The following is a 19,523-nucleotide window of genomic DNA, read 5'->3' as shown; positions in this document are numbered from 1 at the left end:
ACTTATTTATAACTTTTTCCCGCTAAATTCTTTAGGAATAACTGCGGATAATCATATAAGAATAAATGCATTGTAGCTATTCAAGAAATACTGAAAACAAAAGGAAGCGAGTTAGTATTATCCGTTTTCCGAGCAAACAGTATTGATGATAAAATCAATGAAATAGAATCTTATGTTAAGGATTCAGAGCTTTCCAATTATCCTATAGCCCTATTGAACGAGGCGGTAAGACTTATAAAAGAACAAAAGGGAAGAGTATCTGTGATTGATGTCAGTAATAAGATTGGAGCAAATTACAAATGGCTTGAACGTAAATTTTCAACTCACATTGGATTAACCCCTAAAGAATATGTAGGCATACAGCGGTTTATCCATATGTATTTCGACTTGACCGAAAATTCAGATAAAAATTATCTTTCAACAGCAGTTCGAAATGGTTACTATGACCAAAGCCATTTGTTTAGGGACTTCAAATCTTTTGTTGGAGCTTCTCCTTTGCAATATTTCAGTACTTCAAAATAAATAATATTTAGAGCTGTTTTATTATTTCAGAAATAAGTTTTAACTTTGCCAAAGAGTTATTTGAAGCGATGTAAATCAAAGCAGACGAAAGTAGTTCGCTCGTTTCTATATCGTTACCCATTGCTCTTTTTCTTTCCGATAAATATCTGTTACTCAACGGATAAAAATCAAATCTTCTACTGCTTTACCAGCTTGTCTCAATCCATGCCCAAAACCACCTATTGAACCTGCTATCCACCCGCTTTTAGCTCCAACCCATCCCTTGCCTAAGGCTGTTTCCATATCATCTCCTTCCAGCAGAGATGCTCCGGTAGACAGCGTAAACCCGGTGGCGGAACTTGTCAAACCTTGGGTTGCCATTTCCTGAACAGCCTTGCCTCCTAATTTTGAAGTATATTTGCTGATATAAGGAGATAGCTTTCCTGATATTTTCGAACCTATACCGGCAGTTGCTCCTCCGATTGCTGCATCAAAAAGGATTCCGTCAAGTTTAATATTATTCCAATTCCATTTGCCATCAGCTCCAAAGCCCTGATTTACGACGCTATTCATCCCGCTCATCAGGGCTCCTCCTCCCGCCGGAGACATATAAAGAGAAGCCCATCCTCCGACCAAACCAACACCAAAATAACTTAATCCTTTCCAGTTAAATTGACATCCATTCCCAACCCAATTTATTACCCCGCCAATAAGTGCACCTATTATATCATCAATTATAGCCCATTCACCGGATGGATCAATGTAAACAAGCGGATTGTTCAAACAGTAGGAGTACCGGTTAAAGTTCTGCGTGAAATCCGGCATCTGCACGTATGGGTCGGGACTTAAGAACCTGCCTAATGCCGAGTCATAAAGCCGCGCATTCATATTGATAAGCCCGAACCAGTAGAGGTGTTCGTGCCCGGTGTAGCCGCGGCGCAGGAACAAAATAGGCTCGCTGCCCGGAGCATACGCCGCGTGCGGGCGGGATTGCGCAACCTGCCCCAGGCGTCGTAACTCAATTCCTGTTTCAAAGAGCCGTCGGCATTGGCCACATGGGTGATACTGCCGAGATAATCACGGCAAATATAGTAAATTTTCCAAACATTATTCTCCTTTACATATACCGCAGGGGCGGAATAGGCGTCGCCCCCTAAAAAGATGTTCTACATTTGTTTGGGTGTCTATTTCATACTGCCCGCCGATATATTGTCGTGTCAATACATCTTCGATCCTTGTTTAAGGTGCATCTTTACACGGTCACCTGTGGCATTGTTAGGTAAATGTAGCGTTATAGTCGTTCTTCTCTACCGTCTCCTATTCGTCGCTTTATTTAATTGAGAATTACCTATGTGGGTTAACCTAAACGTAATTGGAAGTTGAAAACAAATTCCTATCGGTTTGCCTCTATTTATTGCAGGTTTATCAAATTTAATAAGTCTGGCAACTCGTAAAGCCTCCTCATCCAAGTCAGGTCGAATTCCTTTTGTAATTTTGTGCTCCGAAGTATAACCCAATGTATCTATCCAAAAACTCACAAATATTTTCCCTTCTATTCTATCTTTTTTTGCACTCTCAGGATATCTTAAATTTTCATTTATAAATTTATTAATATCCTTTATTTCTGGAAGTTCCTGAGGCTCTCCAAAAATAATATTACAAGTATCACATATATTTTGGGCATTTGCAACAATTATTGTTGTAAAGCTTATAATTAAAATAGCTACTTTTACCATTTTCTCGGGATTTTGTAAATGAAATGCCACCATCTTTTATTTATCAAATTGGTTTCATAAGCATTAAACCAATAAAAATTTGCTTGTAGAGAACTGAAAACAGTTGTTTCATCATTTTAAATAAGAGGTTTGCACGAGGAAGCAGATAGATTGAATTTAACAGGGACAACATATCTTACCTTGATTGCTCTTCCTTTTTGCATCGCCGGCTTTTCGTAATGAATCAGCTTTGCTACCCTCAGAGCTTCGGTATTCAAATCTTTTCTTATACCTTTTTCTATTTTATGATCTATGGTAGATCCATCAACATTAATCCAATAAGATACAAAGACCGTACCTTCCAAAGAATCCTTTTGGGCTGTTTTAGGATATTTTATATTGTCTGCAATAAACTTGGTTAAACACCCTTTAAATAATGGTGCCGATTCAATATACGTGATTAACTCGTTATTATAGGTCGAGTCATTGTTTTGACTATGCAAAAATGTACCCCATAACAGAACAAGTAGTAGAATAAATACTTTTTTTACCATTTTCTCGGAATTTTATATATGAATTGAAATCTTTTGGGATAACTTGAATAATTAACACCAAATAAAGAGAGTTGACTTTGATAAAATTCAACACCTTGCCAAGGCAATTTATTTCCCAGATAAAGTCCCTGTCTTTTATATGCATAAACATATCCATTAATTTCCTCAAGGTATGTATCTATTCCAAGTCCTCGTAAATCTTCAGGAAGTTGAGCTATTGATTTTCCTGCTTTTATATTCTTCGAACTATAGGATTCTTTCATATATGTTGCATAAAGAGTTGCATAGTCTTCGAACGCGTATTGTCCATATGAAATTTCACCTGTTTTCGGATGAGTTGCCCCCCAATAACCATCTGCTTCATAATTTTTTGATTTTTTATCTGGATCATAAGTTCCCTCAAACCCAAAATAATCCAACGCCTTTTGATACTGTCCATTTGCGACAAAGCGCTTCAACACTTGATTATTATTTCTAAAACCCTGCCCTCTCATGAAATTGGTTGTCCTTTCTGGAAAAACCATCGCTGAGAGACTTGGGTCGAATGTCCAGCCCGTCTTATCAACTGTCCATGCAGAAACATTTCCACTCCATACATTATGTGAAATATTATAATTTGCTCCTACTGTTGTAAAATTTGAACTTATTGGAAATCCCATTTGAGGGGATAATCCTGCCGACCACCCTACACTAAAACCACTATTCGTAGAATATGAGGCATATAATGTATTAAAGGCTGCCGTGGCACCAGCATAGGCACTAAAATCGCTATTCTTGAAATTATAACCGACACCGGCTTGTACGCTTGCAACACCCGGTATGCCAAAAACAACCGAAAAACCAATACTTAATCCACCTTTCCTACTCCAACTTATATTTGGGATAAACCAAATAAATTCTCCTGTCTCATCCACATACACCAGCGGATTGTTCAAACAGTAACTGTACCGGTTAAAGTTCTGCGTAAAATCCGGCATCTGCACATACGGGTCGGGCGATAAGAAGCGTCCCAGCGCGGGGTCGTAGAGGCGGGCGTTCATGTTGATCAACCCGAACCAGCTCCTCTCGGCTCCCCCTAGGAGTTATAGGCAAAAGTGGCGGTAATGCCGTTTTCGGTCATAGTGTTTGGATTGCCAATCCGTCTGACCGCTCAAAGCGGTCAGACGGGTGGGAAAACTACCCCGCCACTACGGGATAGCTCTTAACTTTTTGTTTTTCTTTTTATTTGCCATTAGGAGCATTATTTTGATTGGGAGTATTACTTTTTAAATAAGTTTGCTTTAATAATTCTTCATAATGCTTGATACTTTTCGGTTTGAATCCAAATTTTAAGAAGACCCCTGAAATATGAGGAAAGAACAAAACTTTTTTCAATTCGTCATTTAAAAACTCAATTATATAGAAATAAAAGAAATGTCTTTTTATCCTTTTTATCTCATAATTCTTGAATACTTTCCTTTTTTTACAATCTTGTATTATTGTTATTTCTTCATTATAAAAAACATCCCGTAGTTTTAGTAATGGAAGAAGAATAATCTGTATAATTAGAAAAAAAATAAATCCTACTAAAAAAGGCATCATTTTCTCTACGTTAACCATATTTATTATTACTCCTATACAACATACGATAATAATACATATATTGAACAACGGCAAAATATATTTATATAAGAAAGTAATTCTGCTTGATAGTCTTTTCATTGCAATACATAAAATTATAATTAGTATATAAAACCTAATTTTAGAGATCCAGAAGCACCCCATCCCAAAGCAATTTTTCCGGAAAGATCTAAGCCAAAAAATCCACTTCTAAAACTCCAATCATCATAAAAGTTAAAGGTTGCTCCGAATATTCCAAATGCTCCAACTTCAATTGTATGAGTTTTAAATGGATATTGGGGCGAAGACAAGTCAATAGATTGACTATAATTAACTCCGGCATAATAGCTTGCCCCCAAATCCAACAATTTCCTTATACTTCCTTCTCCTTCAAAATAAAAATTAGGCGCTTCTTTATTACTGAGATTGCCTTCTATTAAAATATCATGAACCGGTGAAATATTTATTCCAACACCTTTATCTAAAGAACCTGCTATTTGTACTCCATAGGAAATCTCGCCTTGAGCTGATGTGTAAAAGTGATCTTTCATCCAATTTTTAATTGATTTTTTTGAATTATATTCATTCCTAACCTGAATAATCGCATTTTCCACCCCTTTCTCCGGCTTATTATAATCATATTGTGGATAATATATGTTCGAATTCCCATTATGATGGTACCCCATACCCAGTCCTTTATCTTTGCTATAACCAACCATCGGTTGTGGTTGACCTGCTTTTCCGGCTGATATACCACCGTACATTCCCGAACCGTCCGTATTTGAACCAAAATGAAACACAACTTCGTCCGGTTTTCCCCAGTTCCATGGAAGCCAGTTCCATTTTAATGGATTTCCCTGGTTTTCTTTTGGTGTATTGTCGTGAGCTGCTTTTGCATAGAAAAAAACTCCGATAATTGCACCGATAATCCAATTTGCCAATTCCCCATCCTGATCGATATAGACCAATGGATTGTTCATCGCATAAGTATATCGATTGTAGTGTTGGGTCATGAATGGATTTTGCACATACGGGTCGGGACTTAAGAACCTGCCTAATGCCGAGTCATAAAGCCGCGCATTCATATTGATAAGCCCAAACCAGTAGAGGTGCTCGTGCCCGGTGTAGCCACGGCGCAGGAACAGAACAGGCTCGCTGCCCGGAGCATACGCCGCGTGCGTGGCGGGATTGCGCAACCTGCCCCAGGCGTCGTAACTATATTCGGCTTTCAAAGAACCATCACTATTGGCAATATGCGTGATACTGCCTAAATAGTCTCTGCAAATATAATACATTTTCCAACTACTTCCGTTCTCTTTCACATAAACTGCCGGAGCGGAATAGGCATCGCCACCCAGGTAGAGCCGCTCGATGTTGTTCTCCACATCCAACTCGTACTGCTTGCCGATGTAGTAGCGCGAAAGGATAACGTTATTATTCTGTTTTACCTGCATCTTCACCCGGTCGCCCGCGGCGTTGTAGGTAAAGGCGGCGTTAAAGCCGTTCTCCGTAATGCTGTTTGGGCGTTGGTACGAGGTGTAGGTAACGCTTTGCTCCCTTACGGGCACAGCCGTGCCCGTGGGGGTAAACATGGTAACCTGGTAAGGTCTCGACGTATTGCCGTAGGCCAGTGTCCCTACGCCGGGCATCTGCGTAATGTTGCCGTTGGCGGCGTACGATAGGGTTTGCCCGCCCATGCTGCTCAGGCGGTTCAGGTGGTCGTAACCGAACGTCTCGGTCTTGTTGTGCCTGTTGTCTTTGCGGCTGAGCAGGTTGCCCTTCTGCACGTCGAAGTTATAGGTAAAGCTCTGTATGCTGCCCGCCGTGCGGCCGGTGGGCAGCCCGAAGGCGGTGTAGCCGTAGGTGCGCGCCATGGTGCCGGTGGTGGCCCTGGTGGGCTGCCCCAGGGCGTTTTCCTCGGTAAGCTTCCAGATACTGGTGGTATTATTCAGTTTTATCTCTGTATTATGCCCGTAGGCATACGTGAAATTCTCCGTACCGATGGTTCCGTTTTGCGTTTCGTACTGCACGGACGAGACATTGCCGGTGGCGTAAGCGTAGGTCTTTTGCAGGAACTTGCCGTCGGGCACGGTTTCTTTTAATGTTTGTACCCTGTCAAATGAATCGTACGTGTAATCAATACGAGTTCCATTGGTAGAGTTCTCGTATTCTAAAAGCGATAAGTCGGTAGTTTTATAGACATACGAGGTAGTGAATTCCGGGCGTTCTACACGCTCAATTCTTCCGTCTCTTTTAAATATCGAACGAATAATTTTACCGTTGGCATCTTTTACTGTACGGGTCAATACGCCTGCCGAGGTGTAACTGTCGCTGAAGGTTTGTGTTCCGGCGCTGGGGTCGGCGATGGATGTCTGCCGCCCGAAGGCGTCGTATCCGAAGGATGTGATCACCCCGCCGGGAGCGGTAATGGAGGACGGTTGTCCGTCGGGGCGCAGGGTGTAGGTGATGGTTCCGCCCGGGTCGCTCACGCTTATCAGCGCGCCTGACGCGTCGGCGGTCTTGGTGACAGCTATCCCGTTGCGGGTTTCCGTCACGCTTAACCCGTTGTAGTTCCACGTGGCGGTTTTACCGGATGCTTCGGTAAGGTTGGTCGGACGGTCATAGGTGTCATAGGTATAGGTGTTCCAATACGAGGGCGACGAGCCCTTGAACGGAAGCGATACTTTTTCCAGTCGTCCCTTGTTGTCGTAAGCATTATCCACATACTGCCAACTGCCGTCGAAACGCTGGTTGCCCTTGCGGATCTCCCTGCCCAGCGCGTCGTAATGGACAACGGTGGCAGGCTGGCCGGTAACGGTATGAGTGATGGTGTACAGCCCTGCACCACCCCAATCGATTTCGGTGGTTTCAGAAGTCCCGTCGGGATATGCCACGGAGGTTAACTGCCCCCATTCATTGTAAACGCGGGTAGTGATCCGGCTCTTATGATCCTCAATGGTTTTTGGATTACCGTATTTATCGTAATTGGAATAATCCGTTTTTTGCAGCAATGCGTTGGTGACGGAAGCGATATATCTGCCTGAAGGATCGTAGGTATACGTGTTGCCGAGAAACTCGGTAACGTTGTACGGTGCCGACTTTTCGGAGGTTAGATTCCCATTGGCGTCATATTCCCATTTTGTTTCACCGGTTTTCTGGTTGCCGCCTGTCCCCGCGTGGGTGATCCGTGTTGCGGGCAGGCGGGCGCTATTGTAGGTAATCGCTTCTTTATGGATCCACGAAGCACCGCCCCGGGTGTTGGTCACGGTCGTGGTCAACGGCTGGCCGATAAGGTACCGGGCAGAGGTGATAATATTGTCGTATGTTTGGTCGGTTATCCGGGTGATCCCCGACCCCGAGCCGATGTTCAGGGTGATCTTCGTGGGGTTGTTATACGTGTCGTATTGGTAACTGGCGTATGTATATACGCCAGTCAACTTGTCGGTCTCGTTGGAAGAGGTCATCCGGGGATTGCATTTTCTGTTGCTTCCTTCGTTACGGGTATAGTAGTAATTGGCCGTACCGAAAGGTGAATCGACTTTGATCGTTACGCCGAACAATAAGGGATCACGTTCTTCCTCAACCGTGATATTTTGTACGTATTCAATAGTCTTCACCTTCTCAAACCCCGAGAATCCAAGCCCGGTTTTATGTGCTACAGCACCATACCAGGTGTAGTAATATTGTTTGACGGGACGATAATTATCCATATAAATATTAGACGTACGCAAAAGATTCAAGGGAGCGATCAAAGAGAAAAAAGGATAGGATCTGCTGATTGATGACGTGATATAGTTATCGTTCTCCACCATATTGCTGTAGTCATTCATATATTGCATCCCGTAACTGTCGGTAAGACCGGTCAGGAGCTTATCTTTGCCTTCATCTTTGGTAAACCGGTAACACTTCACATAAGCATCCTCAATAGTGATAAAATGGCTGGAATTGCGGAATTCCACCACATTGGCCGGTAATATCTTCGAATTCGCGGTAACCGTGACTTCATTTCCGGTAGCCGTGTTTTGTATTATACCATGTCTATTAAGGAATGCTCTTACCCGGTTATTTTTCAATCGCAACAGGTCGCTTTTCCCGTCACCGTTGACATCCATCAGAAAATAGGTCTCCCCAGATTCCGCATTTGTTACGGATTGAGTGCTCTTCACATGCTCCTTGCCGGTGGACAAATACACAGTCCATGTGTTCCCGTTATCAACATAACCAAGGTCAACCTCTTTGTAAACACTCCTCCCGTGTGTCGGACAGCAGGCATCATCCACATTATAGGGTGTACCGTATCCTTGACATGACTGCAAACTCGAATTGCACTCGTTGCAATATAAATTATAGATAGACACGAAATTAGTAACATCGTAGCTGCATTTCCTGCAATTATGCGAATATTCATTGATAATAGGATGAGGTGTACCACAATTATAACACATACTGGGTGCCCAGACAGGTATGGGAGCGTACGTCCTGTCCTGGTAAGAGTTGACAGGGGGGATCAGGATATCGGCCATTCCATCGCCATTAAGGTCGCCAATCAGTTCGTTCCTGTAGAATTCCGTCCTTGTCAGGGATGAGGAAAATGGAAGGGCTGTAAAAGAAGTGCCGCTCAGCGTATAGACTTTCCATCCCGATGAAGATGCATTGCCGGCCTGACTGTTATAAGTCAATGCTATCTGAGGTGCAGATGACGCAACAGGTGCCGTCGGAACAGGTATGGAATAGAATTTCCCTCCCGAAGGGGTAACTCCTTCAGTAAAATCGATTTTCCCCTCAGACTTACTTTGGTCGACGGACATTACCTGCGCAGATAACTCAACCACAGCACCGTTTTCCTGCATATACTTATTTTTCAACACTTTGTCTGCATTGGAGATCAAGGCAGGAACACCTGACTTAATATCGTCCAGCACAAACCCTTTAAACCTATAATGGTAAAGAGTATCACCTTCGCCTAAAACTTCCGGTTCAATGGTATATCCGGTTTGTTTATCATATAAGTTATTGGAAACAAAGAATCCCGAATCATTATAATGTACATGGTCGCACGATTCATCCGTACAGACATGTATATGCCCCGTTTTTGGTATCGTATCATTGCCTGTATGGCAAAACGCTTTCGTTCCCGGCAAAACCCACAGGTTGATGCCGAGCAATAAACAGAGCGGAAGATTTCTATTCAAAGTGTAAAATGTTTTCATACGCATGTGTTTTTTAAGTAATGGGTTATCATTATTGAACCGGCAAATCAACAAATCATTTCTTGATCACCCTCCAGGCAGTGGGTTGACCATTCAGAATAATATGCAGGATGTATATCCCTTTGGGGTACCTGCCCATATCGACAAGGGTCGTCTCGCCCGTGATGCGCCGTTTTGCCACGATGATCCCGGTTATATTGTAAAGAGAATATTCACCCTGCATGGAGGGGGCGTAACCGGAAACCCGGATGGTCATCTGTGTTTCAACGGGATTGGGATAGATCCTGACCTGTGTATCATCGAGAGTCTCCTCGAAGAAGACCGTGTCGGCCGGGTTCTCCGAATCGGAAGCACTCCGGGGTTCTCCTGTTCTTTCAGGGTAATAACTTTCGGATCGGCAGACTCTCCGCGATTGACGGATGTGGAAAAAAGAGAAGATCCGCACAGACAGAGAAAAACAAACAGTGTAATTTTTTTATTCATGAATATATTCTTTTGTAGTGTTAATTACTCATTACAAAGAGAATATAAAATATGTAATACTTCGAGTTTTTAATAAAATATTTTTTAAATTTTACGCCTATGGATAAGCTATAAGGCTCACTATCAAAATTATATTGAGGTTACCACTTTACGCTCCCGCAGTGTTATGAAGAAGGTGTTTTTACCCGTTCAAAGAAAGAAGTATTGATTCCCGACTCCTTCAGCTTATTTTTTAGCTGGTTCTTTCTGCTACGTATGCTGGCAACACTGGTTCTGAGTATAATGGCCATATCGCTGTTGGTCACACCGCAGCAAATCAAAAAAAACATCAATAACTCAGATTTGTTGATATCATCTGGAAGGGAGATGCCGGTCAGCTCTTCGAATTTCTTTCCGGAAATATCACGGGCAAAACCGTCTATTAAGTTTTTTGACATTGATTTCAGCAACTGTTCGATAAAGTCGGCAAAATCGGGTTTTAACCTTCGCTCTTTGTTGGCCAAGGCGCCTAGTTCTTTTTCTATTAAAAAGAATTGGGTTAACATCCGATTATAGATACTCATGGTGAACTGCTGCTGTTTGTTTTTCCTCATTTCCTTTTCCATCTCCATTTTTTCGAATTTTACCCTGTTGTTTTTTTTCTGGATATAGATGGCTGAAAGGATTAGAAGAATGATCAGGCAAAGAATCACAATTATGGCTATCCTTGCATGTGCCTCAGCCCGCAATGCTTTGTTTTCCGCCTCACTGTGATTATATTGTTTTTCCAGTTGCAATATATGGATATCTTTCTGTTTTGCAATTGTCTTATCATGAACAAGGGCCGCTTCCCTTCGATAGTTGTTTGCTGTTTTGTAGTCGCCCTGCTCTTCTGCTATATCTGCCACATTTTCATACAGCAGGTAGTTTAGCTCATAATTAGAGTCGGGAATATGTTCAATAGATTTCAAGGCATAGAGCATGGCGCTGTCTAATCGGCCGAGATAGCGATATTGTTCGGCAATGGAATAATACATCCGGAAAATATCTGGTTTTTCTTTCATTAACGGCACTAATCCAAGCAGCTCCTTTTCCTTTTCCAATGCTTTATCATATAGTTTCTGAGTAGCATAATAAACAGATTGGGCATTCAGCAGAAAATAATCTTCATCCACACTTTTCGGGGAAATAGCGTCCAGTGTGTCGAGGTATGCTTTTCCCCGGTCAAGATTTTCCAACTTCAAACTATTCCAGAAGAGTGCGAGATAGCTGTCGAAAATGTGTGCCGGATTTTTTTCAACTTTGGCACATTGCAGGGCTTTTTGCCGATACTCGGCGGCAATGGTGAAATTGCTGTTCTTTTCATGTATGCTTCCGAGAAAAAAGTTCAACAGGTAAGCAATGGAAGGGTCTCCCTTCTGTTGGAGGGAGAACATTTTTTCTGCCTTTTTGAGCGGGAGCAGCACAGTGCTGTCGGTAATATTCATCCGGTATCTGACAACACTCTGATAAATAAGCGAACGGATATGGCCATCCGTTCCCGGCCGGTGTTTGGTATAATATCGTACCACCCCACTGATCAATGAATCGGAAGTGAATTCGGTATATGTTTTATCATCAACAATGGTTTTTAAAAGTCCGTGGTATGCACGGTTGGCAGGGGAAAGCCGTCGGGGATCGAGCTTACGCAGGCTGTCGGCAATGGTCTCAGGATATTTTCCCAACTGATTGTCCCATTGCTGCAAACGGATATATGTTTGCCGTTCTCCTTCATTATCACACGACAAGGGTATCCATAGCAATAAAAATAGCATTAAAATAACTTTCAGGTTATCCCTCCCCATAGCATTCGATTTTTCACAAATTTAGATAAATTTCTAAAATTGTGCAATGGAAAATTGACAGTTGACAATAAAAAAAAGAAATACTATATTTGCAGGCTAAAGCATAGGCGAATGATCTGTTTTCCCAACGCAAAAATTAATTTAGGGCTCCACGTTGTTTCGCGCCGAAAAGATGGCTATCACAACCTGGAGACTATTTTTTATCCTATCGGGTTAAAAGATGCCCTGGAGATCGTCCCGGTAGTGGAGACCGGGGCGAAAAAGCCTGCCGGGGTTCCGGAATTTACCGCAAGCACAGGTTCGACGGCCGACAATAAACCTTCTCCCGGTAAGTACCGTTTTTTCCAGACCGGCATTCCGATCGAGGGAGCACCGGAAAATAACCTGGTGATCAAATCGCTGCACCTGATAGCCACTGAGAAAAAGCTGCCGGAAATAGATATTCACCTGCTCAAAAAGATTCCGTCCGGTGCTGGATTAGGCGGCGGTTCTTCGGACGCGGCATTTATGCTCAGGCTGCTCAACGAGACTTTCGACTTAGGGTATTCAAAAGAAGAACTGATGCTTCGTGCCGCCCGTTTGGGTGCTGATTGCCCCTTCTTCATCCTGAACAGGCCCGCTTTTGCTACAGGCACCGGCGACGAACTGGAACCCATAGAGTTAGACCTAAGCAACTATATGCTTTTACTTGTGAAGCCAGATATCATGGTCTCCACCAAAGAGGCTTACGCGATGATCACCCCGCGGAAACCGGATCTACCGCTGAGAGAGATTATCCGGAAACCGCCTGAAACATGGAGAGAGCTACTGAAAAATGATTTTGAACCTCCTGTTTTCAAAAAATTTCCCGAAATTTGCAGGATCAGGCAAAAACTTTATGAAATGGGGGCGGTATATGCTTCCATGAGCGGGTCGGGGTCGTCTGTCTTCGGCCTCTTTGAAGAGGAACCTGATTGGAGGGGAGCATTCGCCGGCCATTTCGTTTGGAACAGTGATAAGGTGGGAAGGTGATTTTTAGTTTACAAAATATGAAACGATATTCTTTTTTTTACATCATTAGCGGGTTACTGCTGGTAATAAGCACAAAGGCGCAGCAGCCGCTGATGCCGGACAAGATCTATTCTTTCGATCCGATTCCGGTACAGAGACCGGTAATGCTGGATAGTACAAACCTCGACAAATCCACCTTTTCGGATGAAAAGCTACTCGCCTATCCGGTCTCCTTTCCGGCACAGGAACGGTTTACCACAGAGTTGACTCCGGATACGGCCGGATTTTTCAACCTGACAAAACCACCACAGGGAGAAGCATTGCAACTATTCTCTTTCTTTGTCACCGGTGACCGCTATGGTAAAGGGAAACTCACCATAACATCGCCCAATCCGCTGGAATTGTGGGTCGATAATGTGAAACGGGCAACCAAAACACAAGTAAACGACAGCCTGCACCAGTCGGGATCTGTGGATACGAACCTGAACGGGCCGGCGAACAATGTGCGTATTGTCATTAAGATGCTCACCTCGGCAGAATATAAGGCAGATCCCGCTGTGAAGATCGAACTGAAACCCGACGAGAAAGATTCCCTGCTCGTCTATACATTTAATAACATAGACAACCGAAGGATCAATATCAAAGATATCCTTGAAGGAAAAAGGGTGAATAGCTCTTCGGTTTCACCCAGTGGACGATTCGTGCTGCTAAGCCTGCGGGAGACATTGTCCGGGGGGAATAGCCGGAGTTATACAGAGATATATGATGCCAGGCAGAAACGGATGATCCTTTCGGAACCGGGCGCCAGAGCACAACTGAATTGGATGCCAAAATCAGACCTGCTCTATTATGTGGCTGATGACAACAGCGGACGGACACTCTACACACTGGATCCGCTCACAGCAGAAACTAAAATTATTGCCGAAGGACTACCGAAAGAGAATTTCCATATGGCACCCGATGAACAATCGGTTTTCTTCTCCACAAAGGAAAGCATTACCATCAGTAATCCCGGGGGGTTGAAACGGCTGCTCGGGATCGACGACAGGCTGCCGGGTTACCGTGACCGCTATTTTTTATACCGGCATTTCTTCGATACGGGTCTCACCCAACAACTCACCTTCGGACGCCAAACCGCTTCACTCAATGATGTGACTGGCGATGTAAAGAAACTGCTCTTTTCCACTTCTGAAGAATATCTTCTGGAACGCCCTTTCCGCAGAAGTTCGCTCTATATGCTGGATTTGGAGACCATGGAGGTGGATACGATCTGGAAAAATGAAACGTACGCTTACTCCGCCCAGTTTTCACCCGACGGAAAACAACTGCTGATCCACGGTGCTCCCGAAGCATTCGGAGGTATCGGGCTTAATATCAAAGAGGGGCAGGTTGCCAACAGCTACGATACACAGTCGTTTATCATGAATCTGGCCACCCGGCAGGTGGAACCGGTCACCAAAAACTTTGATCCTACCATTAGCGCACAGGAATGGAATGCGCAGGACGGATATATCTATTACCGCGTAGAAGAGGGTGACCGTGCAAATATGTACCGCTATGATCCGAGACGGAAAAAGTTCGACAAACTACCGCTCAAAGAGGATGTGATCCGCTCCTTCAATATTGCCGAAAATGCCGCATGGGCGACTTATACAGGGGTAAGCACATCGAATTCGAACCGGAGTTACCTGCTGAACCTGAAGACGATGGAATCGACCCTGATCTCCGATCCTTATGCGGAACGGCTGAGTAAACTGCAATTAGGAGAAGTGAAAGACTGGCAATTCACCAGTTCTTTCGGCGATGTGATCGAAGGACGTTACTATCTGCCTCCCAATTTCGATCCGAAGAAAAAATATCCGCTGATCGTTTATTACTATGGCGGAACCAGCCCTACGTCACGAACATTTGAGAGCACTTATCCGTTACATGTCTACGCCGCACAGGATTATGTGGTCTATACGCTGCAACCGAGCGGCACTACCGGCTACGGGCAGGAGTTCTCTGCCCGCCATGTGAATGCCTGGGGCGACCAGACTGCCGAGGAGATCATAGAAGGAACCAAAGCGTTCGTAGCCTCCCACCCTTTTGTGGACGGCACAAAGATCGGTAATATCGGTGCATCGTACGGCGGATTTATGACGCAGTACCTCATCACCAGGACCGACCTGTTTTCTGCTTCGGTATCGCATGCCGGGATCAGCAATATTACCAGTTACTGGGGTGAAGGATATTGGGGTTACTCTTACAGTGCAGGAGCAAGTGCAGGAAGTTATCCATGGAACAATCCCGACCTCTATGTAAAGCAAAGCCCGCTCTTTTCTGCCGACAAGGTCAATACGCCGTTGCTGCTACTGCATGGAACAGCCGACACCAACGTGCCTATCGGTGAGAGCATCCAGATGTACAACGCCTTGAAACTGCTCGGCAAGGAGGCAGAATTTATCCAGGTGGAAGGTGAAAACCATGCTATCTATGATTATGACAAGCGGATTGCCTGGAATAACGCTATCTATGCCTGGTTCGCCAAATGGCTGAAAGAGGACTCCCGCTGGTGGGATTCGATGTTTCCTGACAATTGAAAATTGAAAATGAAGAATTGGTAATTGGTAATTAGTAATTAGTAATTCTAAAATATGAATCTGGAAGAACTTTGTAATAAGGTAAAAGAACTTGCATTCTCTACGGGCGAATACCTGAAAACGGAACAGGCTGCCCTGCGTAAGAGGGATATTGAGTTGAAAGGCACCCGTAATTATGTGACCTATATCGATAAAGAGGCGGAGAACCGGTTAGTAGAGGGATTAAGCCGGTTACTTCCCGAAGCGGGATTCCTCACGGAAGAGGAGACAGTGGGGTTTGAACAGAAAGAACACACATGGATCATCGACCCGCTGGACGGTACCACCAATTACGTGCACGGCGATTCTCCTTTCTCGGTGAGTATCGCCTTGATGAAAGAAAATGAAATTATCCTGGGTGTGGTATATGATCCACTGGCTGCACAGATGTATTCCGCCACCGGAACGGGAAAAGTTTTCCTGAACGATAATCCGGTAAGAGTGAGCGGCCACTCCACCCTGACAAACGGCTATATAGGCTTCGGCATTCCGTACAGCCTCGATGAGAGGGGTGAACAGATCCTCAGGAATGCCATGAAGCAGTTTCGCAAATGCAGTTTCCGCATCAAGGGATCGGCAGCACTGGAAATCTGTTACATAGCGGCAGGCGTATGTGACGCTTACTTTCATAGCGGCCTCTCACCATGGGATGTAGCTGCCGGAGCATTTATCCTGGAATGTGCCGGTGGAAAATGCAGCGATTTTTCCGGAGGGGACAATTACATTTTCAATAAAGAACTGGTCGCTTCAAACGGTATTATTCATCAGGAAATTATGGAAACCATCATACAGGGAAACTAATGGAAAACCAGACTGTTCTAATAGCATTCCTGCTAACCCTCTTTGCCGGCTTGTCGACCGGTATCGGCAGTTTAATCGCTTTTTTGGCTAAACGCACCAACACTAATTTCCTTAGCCTCTCCCTGGGACTTTCCGCAGGTGTGATGATCTATGTTTCTTTCATGGAATTGATGCCTAATTCGTTGGAGTCGCTTACCGGCATATTTGGCCAGAAAACAGGTATGTTCTATATGATCCTTGGTTTTTTCGGAGGTATCGCACTGATCGCACTGATTGACTTCCTGGTTCCCAAATCGCAAAACCCACACGAAATACACGGTGTGGAAGAGATGAAGACAAACTACAGGTTGAAACAGACCGGTATGATCACGGCTATTACCATCGCCATTCACAACTTCCCGGAGGGGATCGCCACTTTCATGTCGGCTATGAACTCGTTCGAGGTAGCCATCCCCATTACAGCGGCCATCGCCATCCACAATATTCCCGAAGGGATTGCGGTATCGGTTCCTATTTATCACGCTACCGGCAGCAAGAAGAAAGCATTTTGGCTTTCTTTCGCCTCAGGGTTGGCAGAGCCGCTGGGTGCGCTCATCGCTTTCCTGTTCCTGCTCCCTTTCTGGAATCCGGTGCTGGATGCGTTTATTCTCTCGGCCATTGCCGGGGTAATGGTTTTTATCTCCCTGGATGAGTTATTACCCACCGCAGAAAAATACGGTAAACACCATCTCTCCATTATCGGGTTGATGATTGGCATGGCGATTATGGCACTGAGCCTCTATTTGTTCATCTAAACAAAAAAGATTATTTTTGTTTCACGTTTTTACAGATCCATCAACACTCATACACAAACAGCTATGACAACAGATATTAGACAAATAGGCGAACGGATCAAAGGGTTGCGCGATGCGATCAACCTGTCCCCCGGTGAGATGGCCCATAGACTGGAAGTAGATACGGACGATTACCTGCAATTTGAGGCGGGTGAGAAAGATATCTCCGTCTCATTCTTACAGCGCATAGAGCGGGAGTTCAACGTGGATCTGGGTACCTTAATGTTTGGTACGGAGCCTCGAATGAATTCCTACTTTATCACCCGGAAAGACAAAGGTGTAAGTGTGGAAAGGGTTTCAGCCTATAAATACCAATCACTCACTTCCGGCTTCACCAATAATGTGGCAGAAATTTTTGTCGTCACGGTAGAGCCTAAGCCATTGGATATCGATTTTTACCAGAATATCCACGCGGGACAGGAATTCAACATGGTGTTGGAAGGAAGCATGATGCTGCATATCAACGGCAAAAACCTGGTACTTGAAGAAGGCGACAGCATCTATTTCGATTCGTCGCTCCCACACGGTATGAAGGCGCTTAATGACAAACCGGTAAAATTTCTTGCCGTCATCCTCTATCCGTAATTAATAAAGAAATAAATATTTTCCTCTAATCGGCAGGATATTTCCAACACAAAAGTCCTAACGTCATAATACGGTTATCATGCTAGAAAAATTTGTAAAGAAAACCTCATTCAGTTCGCATCAGGATTTTATCGACCATTACGATATCTCGGTTCCCGAAAACTTCAATTTTGCATATGATGTGACGGATGAATGGGCGCGAACAAACCCCGGAAAACGGGCGCTCTGCTGGACTAACGACAAAGGGGCACACAGGGATCTGACGTTCGGCGAACTGAAAACGCTGTCAGACAAGACAGCCTCATTCTTCCAATCGCTCGGCATCGGAAAAGGGGATATGGTGATGCTTATCCTGAAAAGAAGCATCGAGTTTTGGCCGGCCATCCTGGCGCTACACAAGATCGGAGCCATAGCGATCCCGGCAACCCATCTGCTGACCGATAAAGATATCGTTTATCGTAACAATGCGGCAGATATAAAGGCGATTGTAGCCGTACAGGATGAAAACCTGATTGAGCATGTGAATCTGGCAATGGCTAAATCGCCTACGGTACAACACCGTATTATGGTGGGTGATACCATTCCCGAAGGGTGGATCGACTTTCACCGGGGAGTGGGAGAAGCGGTTCCGTTCGTCAGACCGGAAAAGGTGAACGATAACGACGATATCATGCTCCTTTATTTTACTTCCGGTACTACGGGGCAACCCAAGATGGTGATACACGATTTCACCTATCCCTTGGGGCATATCACTACCGCCAAATACTGGCATAACCTGCATGAGGATAGTGTACACCTGACCGTGGCAGATACCGGATGGGCCAAAGCGGTATGGGGAAAGCTATATGGACAATGGATCGTGGGCGCCTGCATATTTGTCTACGACTTCGACGGCCGTTTTATCCCCCAGGATATGCTCCGGATGATATCCGAATACAAAGTCACTTCGTTCTGCGCTCCTCCTACCATCTTCCGGTTCCTGATCCGTGAAGACCTGGCCAAATATGATCTTTCGGCTCTGGAATACTGTACTACAGCGGGGGAGGCGCTCAACCCGTCGGTATTCGAGACTTTTTATAAACTGACCGGTATCAAGATGATGGAGGCATTCGGGCAGACTGAGACAGCCCCTACTATAATCACTTTCCCCTGGATGGAACCCAAACCGGGTGCGATGGGTGTCCCCAACCCTCTTTACAAGATGGATCTTCTGACCCACGATGGACGTGCGGCCGAAGATGGGGAACAGGGAGAGATCGTCTTCTATACCGACGGAAAGCGTCCTCTTTCTCTGTTCAAAGGCTATTATCGTGATGAAACGCTTACCCAGGAAGTATACGCGGATCATATTTATCATACGGGCGATATGGCCTGGCGCGATGAGGACGGTTACTACTGGTTTGTAGGACGTACCGACGACGTGATCAAGAGCTCCGGCTACCGCATCGGCCCGTTTGAGGTGGAGAGTGCGGTAATGACCCATCCTGCCGTGGTGGAATGCGCCATCACCGGCGTACCCGATGAGATCAGGGGGCAGGTAATCAAGGCAACCATCGTGCTGGCGGAAGAATATAAAGCGCAAGCGGGCGATGAACTGGCTAAAGAGATTCAGGAGCATGTAAAAAATGTAACGGCTCCCTACAAATACCCGCGATTGATTGAATTCGTAAATGAATTACCCAAAACGATCAGCGGAAAGATCCGACGGGTGGAGATCCGGGAAAAAGGGGGAAGTGGAGAAGTGGAGAAGTGAAGAAGTGAAGAAATTTTGGCTTATAACGATTTAATGATTCAACAATTTAATGATT

15 protein-coding genes and 1 pseudogene are annotated in these 19,523 nt (G+C 44.6%); 7 read left to right on the top strand and 9 right to left on the bottom strand.

Annotated features, from left to right (window positions below):
• The first annotated feature begins 213 nt into the window (after positions 1 to 213).
• Complete coding sequence (locus tag U2P89_RS11795; protein WP_322191485.1) at positions 214 to 522, top strand: helix-turn-helix domain-containing protein; 309 nt, start codon at positions 214 to 216, stop codon at positions 520 to 522.
• A 153-nt stretch (positions 523 to 675) separates the two neighbouring features.
• Here the strand turns inward: U2P89_RS11795 and U2P89_RS11790 are convergent, their stop codons facing one another.
• From U2P89_RS11790 to U2P89_RS11750, 9 genes and pseudogenes are all read right to left on the bottom strand, one after another.
• Positions 676 to 1,449 carry an RHS repeat-associated core domain-containing protein gene (locus tag U2P89_RS11790; RefSeq protein WP_322191484.1) on the bottom strand — a complete coding sequence of 258 codons (774 nt, stop codon included), beginning with the start codon at positions 1,447 to 1,449 and terminating at the stop codon, positions 676 to 678.
• A gap of 359 nt (positions 1,450 to 1,808) precedes the next feature.
• Positions 1,809 to 2,237 (bottom strand): energy transducer TonB, encoded by a 429-nt coding sequence (locus tag U2P89_RS11785; protein WP_322191483.1) that lies wholly within the window; start codon positions 2,235 to 2,237, stop codon positions 1,809 to 1,811.
• Positions 2,238 to 2,353: 116 nt separating this feature from the next.
• The gene (locus U2P89_RS11780) at positions 2,354 to 2,770 is read right to left on the bottom strand and encodes an energy transducer TonB (protein WP_322191482.1); all 417 of its coding nucleotides are present in this window, start codon (positions 2,768 to 2,770) and stop codon (positions 2,354 to 2,356) included.
• Positions 2,764 to 3,684 carry a hypothetical protein gene (locus U2P89_RS11775; protein WP_322191481.1) on the bottom strand — a complete coding sequence of 307 codons (921 nt, stop codon included), beginning with the start codon at positions 3,682 to 3,684 and terminating at the stop codon, positions 2,764 to 2,766. Before U2P89_RS11775 ends, U2P89_RS11780 begins: the two co-directional genes overlap by 7 nt.
• Positions 3,657 to 3,825, bottom strand: a pseudogene (locus tag U2P89_RS11770) (RHS repeat domain-containing protein); the annotation flags it as partial. The pseudogene U2P89_RS11770 and the gene U2P89_RS11775, both read right to left, overlap by 28 nt.
• A gap of 166 nt (positions 3,826 to 3,991) precedes the next feature.
• Positions 3,992 to 4,369 carry a hypothetical protein gene (locus U2P89_RS11765; protein ID WP_091908893.1) on the bottom strand — a complete coding sequence of 126 codons (378 nt, stop codon included), beginning with the start codon at positions 4,367 to 4,369 and terminating at the stop codon, positions 3,992 to 3,994.
• Between the two features lie 122 nt (positions 4,370 to 4,491).
• Complete coding sequence (locus U2P89_RS11760; RefSeq protein WP_322191480.1) at positions 4,492 to 9,579, bottom strand: RHS repeat-associated core domain-containing protein; 5,088 nt, start codon at positions 9,577 to 9,579, stop codon at positions 4,492 to 4,494.
• Positions 9,580 to 9,634: 55 nt separating this feature from the next.
• Positions 9,635 to 10,024 (bottom strand): T9SS type A sorting domain-containing protein, encoded by a 390-nt coding sequence (locus tag U2P89_RS11755; protein ID WP_322191479.1) that lies wholly within the window; start codon positions 10,022 to 10,024, stop codon positions 9,635 to 9,637.
• Positions 10,025 to 10,226: 202 nt separating this feature from the next.
• Positions 10,227 to 11,885, bottom strand: a complete 1,659-nt coding sequence (locus U2P89_RS11750; RefSeq protein WP_076929965.1) for a tetratricopeptide repeat protein — start codon at positions 11,883 to 11,885, stop codon at positions 10,227 to 10,229.
• A gap of 111 nt (positions 11,886 to 11,996) precedes the next feature.
• Between U2P89_RS11750 and ispE the strand changes: the two genes are divergently transcribed.
• From ispE to U2P89_RS11720, 6 genes are all read left to right on the top strand, one after another.
• The gene (ispE, locus tag U2P89_RS11745; protein WP_076929963.1) at positions 11,997 to 12,896 is read left to right on the top strand and encodes a 4-(cytidine 5'-diphospho)-2-C-methyl-D-erythritol kinase; all 900 of its coding nucleotides are present in this window, start codon (positions 11,997 to 11,999) and stop codon (positions 12,894 to 12,896) included.
• A 17-nt stretch (positions 12,897 to 12,913) separates the two neighbouring features.
• Entirely contained in the window at positions 12,914 to 15,457 is a 2,544-nt protein-coding gene (locus U2P89_RS11740) for a prolyl oligopeptidase family serine peptidase (RefSeq protein ID WP_092024958.1), read from the top strand.
• Positions 15,458 to 15,511: 54 nt separating this feature from the next.
• A complete protein-coding gene (locus tag U2P89_RS11735) occupies positions 15,512 to 16,297 on the top strand; it encodes an inositol monophosphatase family protein (RefSeq protein WP_091908998.1) in 786 nt (261 codons plus the stop codon).
• Positions 16,297 to 17,091 carry a zinc transporter ZupT gene (gene zupT, locus U2P89_RS11730; RefSeq protein ID WP_091909001.1) on the top strand — a complete coding sequence of 265 codons (795 nt, stop codon included), beginning with the start codon at positions 16,297 to 16,299 and terminating at the stop codon, positions 17,089 to 17,091. The genes U2P89_RS11735 and zupT overlap by 1 nt, the downstream gene beginning before the upstream one ends.
• Positions 17,092 to 17,154: 63 nt before the next feature.
• Positions 17,155 to 17,715: a helix-turn-helix domain-containing protein gene (locus U2P89_RS11725; protein ID WP_019539724.1), complete on the top strand. Its 561-nt coding sequence runs from the start codon at positions 17,155 to 17,157 to the stop codon at positions 17,713 to 17,715.
• 79 nt (positions 17,716 to 17,794) lie between these two features.
• Positions 17,795 to 19,468, top strand: a complete 1,674-nt coding sequence (locus tag U2P89_RS11720) for an AMP-binding protein (RefSeq protein ID WP_092024956.1) — start codon at positions 17,795 to 17,797, stop codon at positions 19,466 to 19,468.
• Positions 19,469 to 19,523: the final 55 nt, after the last annotated feature.

It is taken from the genome of Proteiniphilum sp., assembly GCF_034331125.1.
Taxonomy (GTDB): Bacteria; Bacteroidota; Bacteroidia; order Bacteroidales; family Dysgonomonadaceae; genus Proteiniphilum; species Proteiniphilum saccharofermentans.
The sequence above is the reverse complement of the archived record's forward strand: the minus strand, read 5'-3'. Positions and strand labels throughout refer to the sequence as shown.